Origin of the sequence: Vibrio sp. 1641, assembly GCF_033339995.1 — a bacterium.
Classification (GTDB): domain Bacteria; phylum Pseudomonadota; class Gammaproteobacteria; order Enterobacterales; family Vibrionaceae; genus Vibrio; species Vibrio alginolyticus.
Window position 1 is genome coordinate 1 of sequence record NZ_JAWOVP010000061.1, and the last position, 1,004, is coordinate 1,004.

A 1,004-nucleotide genomic window follows, 5' to 3' on the forward strand; every position below is an offset into this window, starting at 1 on the left:
TCACTAGGCTACTATCTTCACGAATCGAAATACCCGCCGCTCTATCATTGACGAGCCAACTACCGATTAACGTATGGTTCTGCCCAAACTTAGGCAACGGATGATATTTCTGGACGATATTGAATTTCGATTCATAAGGCCCCGGCGTTTTCACCAAGCGCTTTCCATCTTTGACGATCTCAATATTCGCCCCCTCCCGTGAGAATAACGGTTTGATGACATAATCGTTCAAACAACTCGCTTTTGGGTCATTAGCAAAATAGGCAGGCAAAAGAGTAGGATGATTTGGAAAGCGTTCCCACAACAATGGCAAAAGTGCGTTATTGGATAAAATCGATTTCCACATGGGTTCTAGCCAGTTAACGTTTGCAGTCGCTAAATGTTTCGCGTATTCCTCTTCAAACATGAATTCCCAAGGATAAAGTTTGAACATCCAACGAATGGCTCGTTCGTCCACATCCACAAATTTTCCGTCTTCCGTTACACCAATATCTTCGACGTGCACAAAAGCTGTCGCTAGCCCCGCCTCGCGCGCGCAATCTTCTAAATACTGGACAGTCGCTTTATCTTCTTCTGTGTACTTGCAACAGCTAAAGTGGAGAGTTTGTCCCGGTTGATATTTGGCTATCTCCGCAAAACGCTCAATTAGAAAGTCTTGAAGAATATTGAATTGATCCGCAGCTTGATGAATTCGACCTTTGTTAACTACATCTTCCAGCCACACCCATTGCCAAAAACCCGTTTCAAACAAACTTGTCGGTGTATCGGCATTGTTTTCGAGTAGCTTTGCTGGTGATGTTCCGTTATACGCAAAATCCAAACGAGAATAGAGCGAAGGCTCTTTTCGTTGCCACGAAGACGCTACCTGTTCCCACATCAACTCAGGAATCGCACATTTCGTCAGTAGTTGCTCACAGCGAACCACCTCATCCACAATAGACAAGCACATCTGATGCAATTCTTCAGTGGGAGATTCTAGGTCGTGCTCGATTTGCTCCAGCGTA

Annotated in this window: 1 protein-coding gene; it reads right to left on the minus strand. The window is 44.8% G+C overall.

Going from position 1 to position 1,004, the window contains the following annotated elements; genetic code table 11:
- A partial coding sequence (locus tag R7Z47_RS24155) for a glutathionylspermidine synthase family protein (RefSeq protein ID WP_318130675.1) occupies positions 1–1,004 on the minus strand: 1,004 nt, incomplete at both ends.